The organism is Shewanella sp. 11B5 (assembly GCF_002836795.1).
GTDB classification, from domain to species: domain Bacteria; phylum Pseudomonadota; class Gammaproteobacteria; order Enterobacterales; family Shewanellaceae; genus Shewanella; species Shewanella frigidimarina.
This window is the reverse complement of sequence record NZ_PJAP01000481.1, coordinates 1-6,258: the sequence shown is the minus strand read 5'-3', so window position 1 is coordinate 6,258 and position 6,258 is coordinate 1. Positions and strand designations below refer to the sequence as shown.

The 6,258-nt window shown below is 40.8% G+C and carries 7 protein-coding genes; 1 reads left to right on the top strand and 6 read right to left on the bottom strand.

Annotated elements, in window-relative coordinates:
• On the top strand, positions 1-1,659 hold a 1,659-nt coding region (ushA, locus tag CXF78_RS11235; RefSeq protein WP_102036826.1), incomplete at its 5' end, for a bifunctional UDP-sugar hydrolase/5'-nucleotidase UshA.
• 573 nt (positions 1,660-2,232) lie between these two features.
• On the opposite strand, the gene CXF78_RS11230 is transcribed toward ushA, so the two are convergent.
• From CXF78_RS11230 to CXF78_RS11205, 6 genes are all read right to left on the bottom strand, one after another.
• Positions 2,233-3,078, bottom strand: a complete 846-nt coding sequence (locus tag CXF78_RS11230) for a D-hexose-6-phosphate mutarotase (RefSeq protein ID WP_102036825.1) — start codon at positions 3,076-3,078, stop codon at positions 2,233-2,235.
• Positions 3,079-3,359: 281 nt separating this feature from the next.
• The gene (locus CXF78_RS11225) at positions 3,360-3,974 is read right to left on the bottom strand and encodes a DUF938 domain-containing protein (protein WP_102036824.1); all 615 of its coding nucleotides are present in this window, start codon (positions 3,972-3,974) and stop codon (positions 3,360-3,362) included.
• The gene (locus tag CXF78_RS11220) at positions 3,974-4,636 is read right to left on the bottom strand and encodes a response regulator transcription factor (RefSeq protein ID WP_011637760.1); all 663 of its coding nucleotides are present in this window, start codon (positions 4,634-4,636) and stop codon (positions 3,974-3,976) included. Before CXF78_RS11220 ends, CXF78_RS11225 begins: the two co-directional genes overlap by 1 nt.
• A gap of 183 nt (positions 4,637-4,819) precedes the next feature.
• On the bottom strand, positions 4,820-5,257 hold the full coding sequence (locus tag CXF78_RS11215) for an acyl-CoA thioesterase (protein WP_011637759.1): 438 nt from the start codon (positions 5,255-5,257) through the stop codon (positions 4,820-4,822).
• 168 nt (positions 5,258-5,425) lie between these two features.
• Complete coding sequence (locus tag CXF78_RS11210; protein ID WP_102036823.1) at positions 5,426-5,692, bottom strand: Rho-binding antiterminator; 267 nt, start codon at positions 5,690-5,692, stop codon at positions 5,426-5,428.
• An 81-nt stretch (positions 5,693-5,773) separates the two neighbouring features.
• On the bottom strand, positions 5,774-6,258 hold a 485-nt coding region (locus CXF78_RS11205), incomplete at its 5' end, for a SixA phosphatase family protein (RefSeq protein WP_180957120.1).

The window sequence follows — 6,258 nt, the reverse complement described above, 5'->3', positions numbered from 1 at the left end:
TGTGGCAGTGACGACGACAATACTGCAGTCGTAGCACCGACAACATGTGCCGAAGCAGGTGCAGATTGTAAAATATTTACAGTATTACACACCAACGACAACCATGGCCGTTTCTGGTCTAACAGTGATGGCGAATATGGTATGGCAGCGCGTAAGACGTTGATCGACCAAATTCGTGCAGAAGTCAGTGCAAACGGTGGCGAATCGCTATTACTGTCTGGCGGTGATATCAACACTGGTGTTCCAGAATCAGATTTACAAGATGCATTACCAGATTTTATCGGTATGAACGAAATCGCTTATGATGCAATGGCCGTCGGTAATCACGAATTTGATAACCCATTAGCAGTACTAGATTCTCAACGTTCAGTTGCAAACTTCCCAATGCTTGCTGCAAACATTTATAAAGCAGACGGTACTCGTTATTTTGATGCTTATAAAGTGTTTGACGTTAACGGTGTTCGTGTTGCTGTTATCGGTTTAACCACCGAAGACACGGCTAAAATCGGTAACCCAGAATTTATTAAAGATTTAACGTTTACAGACCCAACAACTGAAGCGGCTAAAGTTATTGCAGAAATTAAAGCTGCAGATACCGCTGATTTAATTTTTGCGACGACTCATATGGGTCACTATGCTGATGCGCAAAATGGTAGTAATGCTCCTGGCGATGTGACATTAGCTCGTGCACTTGCTGCAGGTGATTTAAGTGCCATTATTGGTGGCCACTCTCAAAACCCTGTATGTATGGAACCAGATACTAACGACTATGCAGAGTTTGCTCCTGGTGACGCTTGTACTCCTGACATGCAAAATGGCACTTACATTATGCAAGCTCATGAATGGGGTAAGTATGTTGGCCGTGCTGATTTTGAATATTTCAACGGTGAGCTTCACCTTGCAAGCTACAAGTTAATTCCGGTTAATTTGAAGAAAACGGTTGAAGATGCTGAAGGTAACAAAACTAAAGTTTTAGTTGCTGATGAAATCACAGCTGATGCAGATTTAAAAGCACTACTTTCTTATTACCAAGAACGTGGTCAAGGCCAACTTGATGAAATTATTGCTACTACAGATGCATTATTAGACGGTGAGCGTGCAAATGTACGTAACATGCAAACTAATTTAGGTCGTTTAGTTGCTGAAGCACAGCGTACTAAAGTGGGTGCAGATATCGGCGTGATGAACTCTGGTGGCGTACGTGCTTCTATTCAAGCTGGTGATATTTCTTATCGTGACGTGTTAACTGTGCAGCCTTTTGGCAACATGGTAACGTTGAGCACTATGACTGGTGCAGAAGTGACTGAGTATCTTAATACTGTAGCTTCATTCCAACGTGGTGCAGGTGCATATGCACAAATCACTGGCGTGAAAATGACGGTTGATTGTACTGCTCAAACTGTTGCTATTAGTGAAATTAATGGTAAAGACTACAGTGCAACTGATTCATATAGCTTCACTGTACCAAGCTTTAATGCTGCTGGCGGTGATGGTTACCCAGTATTAGACCCAATCCAAACAGGTTATGTTGATGCAGAAGTGTTATACACTTTCTTCAAAGACAAAGGCACTATTGCTGCCGCTGACTACGCGCCAATAGGTGACATTGTTTATGAAAACTCAAACAGCCCATTAGGTTGTGAAGTTACTGCAAACTAATTAAACTCAGTTTAGGTTAATAGATGGGGTACCCATTTATTATTCCGAGCTAAGGCTAGATTGCAACAAAGGCAGCTTCGGCTGCCTTTTTTATTGGTGATAGTTTAGTTGACTCGTAGTTTAGTAAAGCGGTAATGTAATCAAGAGGTTTTGTTATTATTATTGAACAGTGCATGCATAGGATTGAGATAAATTAATATGAAAGGTATCTACAGATTATTGTTGTTAGTCTCTTTAATCGTGCTTGCACTATCGTGTTATTTAGCCGGTAGCCAAACGGGAGCGATCACTTTTTTTGTAGCTGGTGGATTACTTGAATCAGCCTTTTGGTTTGGCTTGTTTAAAAAATCTAAAAATAGAAGCATTAGTTAATATTAACCTACACGGTTATCGGTTATCGGTTATCGGAGATTACTTGTTGAATTTCCTATGATGATATTGCTCAAAGTATTGAAATCGTAAGTGGATATTTGAAAGTAACAAAGGCAACCTAGGTTGCCTTTTCTATTATAAAGCTATGACGTTCTTTTAATGGTTACAATTATCGCTGTTTACCTCACTCAATTAACTGTTTTATTTCCAACTAATATGACTGGTTAACGAATGGCTTTGCCCTGGCGCTAAAGTCACACTGTCGTCCAGAACATTAGCGGCTTCTAAGCACACCATGGTTAGGTAATCATCGGCATTAAAGCGTGAAAGGCGCATCGACTTGTCTATCCAAGGGTTCCAAAGTACAGCTGATTGGCTGTTTTCGCGACTGACTACAATGGTACCATTTTGTGTATGTAGCTCCTGAGTATCACCTAATTGGGTGTAAACCCGGTCGGTTTCTCGTTCAAACTTGACGACATCATCGACTTGTTTAAACGGCCCTTCACCAAACTCAATGTATTGCGACCCAGTAAAGCCACTCACTTTCAATTGATGAATATCTTCAATAGGAAAGTAGCTATGTAATGCTTGGGTCAGTATTACGTTATCATTTCCATTATTCGTATTCACTATGCTGACCGATAAGGTTTCGCCTAAGGTGAATAACACCTTTACTTGGGTATTATGAGGCCAATATTGTTTTTCCATTTCACTGGCGGGCAAGGTGAAAACTAAGTCTACTAATTGGTTACGCATTTTGACAGATTCAAGCGACCAGGTTTTGTTTCGTGCAAAGCCATGCTGCGGAAACCCTAGAGTGTCGCTCATGCCAAACCAAGGCCAGCAAATGGGGATTCCACCTCTGATACTATTACCAGGTTGATAATCATCTGCACTTGATACCCACAATAGTGGTGCTTTGCCGACAGGTATAAATTGATCTATTTGTGCACCTTGCATAAAAATACGTGCTTGGCAAAGTGCTGTGTCAACAGCAACATAATCAAGACCATTGGGATGTCTTTTAGTGGTAACCGAACCCATAGTGTGTGTCCTTGTGTATTTTGACCCTAGTAGATAGCTTACAAGGTTTTTGGCAAGTAAGTCACTAATCGTTTGGATGATTTATGGGGGTTAGCGATCAACTTTAGTTAATAAGTAAACATCAATCTGCTATTGATTCAGCATTAAGTGTTGCATCACTTGTCATCGATAGGCTATTACGGGTTTAATTCGCTTTGTGAGCAAAATAACGAGTTTTGATATTGCTGATTTGAAATAACCACCCTGTATCAATTCAGCTCACCTCTAATGTAAAGTTGAGGTTATTTAGTGAAATGTAACAGACGGTTATTGGCTGGCATGGTGATGTCTTCTTGAAGTGTTAGTCCCTGTTGTTGTGCTAACTGGCAGATCCATTCAATATCGCGGATACCGCTATCAGGATTGTTGTGTTGCAGCCACAAATTGAATTGTTGATTACTGTCACTGGTAAATTGGCCTTGATAATTAAAGGGACCATAAACGACTAATGAACCTGAATTAACCAATACACTACCAACACCAGTAAAGAATGCTTCCACCATTGGCTTACTCATAATGTGCAAGGTGTTAGCACTGAATATTGCATCTACATCTGATAAAAGTAGGGGCCATGGTTGGGTGACATCAAGGCTAATAGCCTGTTGTAAGTTTGGTGATGTTTGCAAATCGAGTCGAGCTTGTAGGGTAGGCAAATAATGTTGCTGATCGCTTGGTTGCCAGCGAGCATGGGCAAGGTTTTCAGCGAAATAGACGCTGTGTTGGCCTGTACCACTGCCTATTTCGAGTACATGTTGCCTATTGACAAACCACTTTGCCAATAGGGTTAAGATAGGCTGTTTATTATTTTCACACGCTTGTGAAAAAGGCAGCTGTTGTAGCGATAATGATTGAGGCATTACGAGATATCAATTCTATCCATTTCTAATTGTTGCAATGCTATCACCGCTTGAGTGCGATTGCGAACACCCAGTTTACGAAATATCGCTGTGGCATGTGCTTTGATAGTTGCTTCTGATACCCCAAAATCATAAGCAATTTGTTTGTTGAGTAACCCTTCTGCAAACATCTGTAACACGCGATATTGTTGCGGGGTTAAATCTGATAATCGGTTGGCCATTTTGTCGGTTGGGTCATCAGAAACCGGCACGATTTGTGTGCCTTTTGGTAACCAAATATCACCGTATAACACCGCATTTAATGCTTCGGCCAACACTTCCATTGACGCAGATTTAGGGATGAATCCGCTACTGCCATAATGTATTGCTCGGCTAATTGTATTGATGTCTTCATGGGCAGATATCACCACAACGGGGATATCTGGATAATGAGTTCTGAGGTGGATCAGGGTTGAGTAACCGTGTGATCCTGGCATTTGTAGGTCTAGCAGGATTAAGTCAAATGGGGTCTCTTTTTGATCAAGAACCCCTTGCAATGCTTCGGCACTATCGGCCTCAAACCATTGCGTTTTTTCAAATGCATTACTCAACGCTAGCCTTAAGGCGTTACGGAATAATGGGTGATCATCTGCGATGATGATGTTTAAATTTTCGAGCTTCATGGCGTTTTTTATTCTATGTTGCACGTGAAGATAACTCAATGTAACAGAAAAGTAATCGAGTATTCTATTGCTTTATGTCACATTGTGATTGATTTGAATAAAAACCGTAAAATTTTAGACTTTAGTCGAGTAGATAAAGTGCTAATGCAGCCATCTATCTGACTACATTAGCAATGGCGTATATTAATTGTGTGGCCACACTTGAGTTGGGTTTCTGTTTTCATCTACCGCAACAAAAGTAAATACTCCGCGTATCGCATGTTCTCGATGATCGTGGTACATATCTTCGACATAAATGTTCACTTCAACTTTGAGTGATGTATTACCAACATGAATCACATTAGCTATCAGCTCTGCTAAGCTGCCTGCGGGTATCGCTTTTTTAAAATCGATACGGTCAGAACTGACGGTCACTAATGACTTACGACAAAAACGGGTGGCGGCGATAAATGCTGTTTCATCCATCCATGCTAAAGCATCACCACCAAATAAGGTGTTATGGTGATTGGTATTAGACGGGAAAATAGCCTTTATAACGCGCGCTTCTGATTGAGCAATACGTGCAGCAATGTCATCAGGGAAATGGTTTTGAGTTTGAGCAGGGTTTTGAGCAAGGGACATACAACTACCTAATGTTATGCAGATCAACAAAGAATTAAGCGAAAAAAGCCGCGCATTATACTGTATTGCGTTGATCTCTGTCGATGTTGTAGTGCCTGTTTAGTCACCCAAGGGCCAGCATTCGCGGGGATCTTGGGGGAAATATTCTCATAAATTGGATGAGTTATACTATTCGATTAACGATATATGGCTAAATGAGGCATTTTGGCTGAGAACATCAATTGAAGTGATATCGGTTAATACCACTTCAATCGCTTGCAGTTGTTGATTAATGCCCGCAATAGCTTCGTGTTTTTGTTGATTGCGACTCACATACAATGTTCGATCAAATTGACCTTGTATATAGGTTCCATCTGTTAATGTCAGTTTGACCCTATAGCGATACAAACAGATGATCTCGATGTAATCGTAAATCTCACATTTAATTGGATCCATGTCAGTATCCCATTTGTCTGCTCTATATCTTGCTAAAAACCATCACTCATTAACAATCATTTACTCACTTTCAATGACCCGTTAATAGCGTAACAACACAGTAGAAACCATTTGCTTGTTGGCATTGAGGGTCACTATGTATAAGCGATCAAACTCACTTGCATCTGCAATGGGTATTTGTTTTTCTGCCCCGAGACCTTCTACTAAATCTGTCGAAGTATTACTGTGTCCGACCACTAAAATACTACCCTGTTGAGTTAATAGATATTGGGTAAATGCAGCCATATCACGTGGATCATAAACACTTAAATCCAGTTGCTGATCTTGCGTTACGGCGGTGGCCGTTTCACGGGTGCGATTATAATCCGTTGTGTACACTTTATCTAAATGCGTACTAGATAGTATTTTAGCTAAACGTAGAGCTCGTAATTGTCCTTGTGCGGATAAGCTAGGGTCTTTGCCTGCAAGTTTTTCGGCATGTCTGACAATAAAAATAACTTGATTGCTCTTGGTATTGTTATTGCTATCTACGGCGGTATTGTTAAGCGCAATCGGAGCAACGATTG

What these genes read in the sequence shown, in the direction of transcription:
- CXF78_RS11225 (WP_102036824.1), bottom strand. Translation starts at nt 3,974, where the DNA reads ATGCCTCAATCATTATCGCTACAACAGCTGCCTTTTTCACAAGCGTGT.
- CXF78_RS11230 (WP_102036825.1), bottom strand. Translation starts at nt 3,078, where the DNA reads ATGGGTTCGGTTACCACTAAAAGACATCCCAATGGTCTTGATTATGTT.
- CXF78_RS11220 (WP_011637760.1), bottom strand. Translation starts at nt 4,636, where the DNA reads ATGAAGCTCGAAAATTTAAACATCATCATCGCAGATGATCACCCATTA.
- CXF78_RS11215 (WP_011637759.1), bottom strand. Translation starts at nt 5,257, where the DNA reads ATGTCCCTTGCTCAAAACCCTGCTCAAACTCAAAACCATTTCCCTGAT.
- CXF78_RS11210 (WP_102036823.1), bottom strand. Translation starts at nt 5,692, where the DNA reads ATGGATCCAATTAAATGTGAGATTTACGATTACATCGAGATCATCTGT.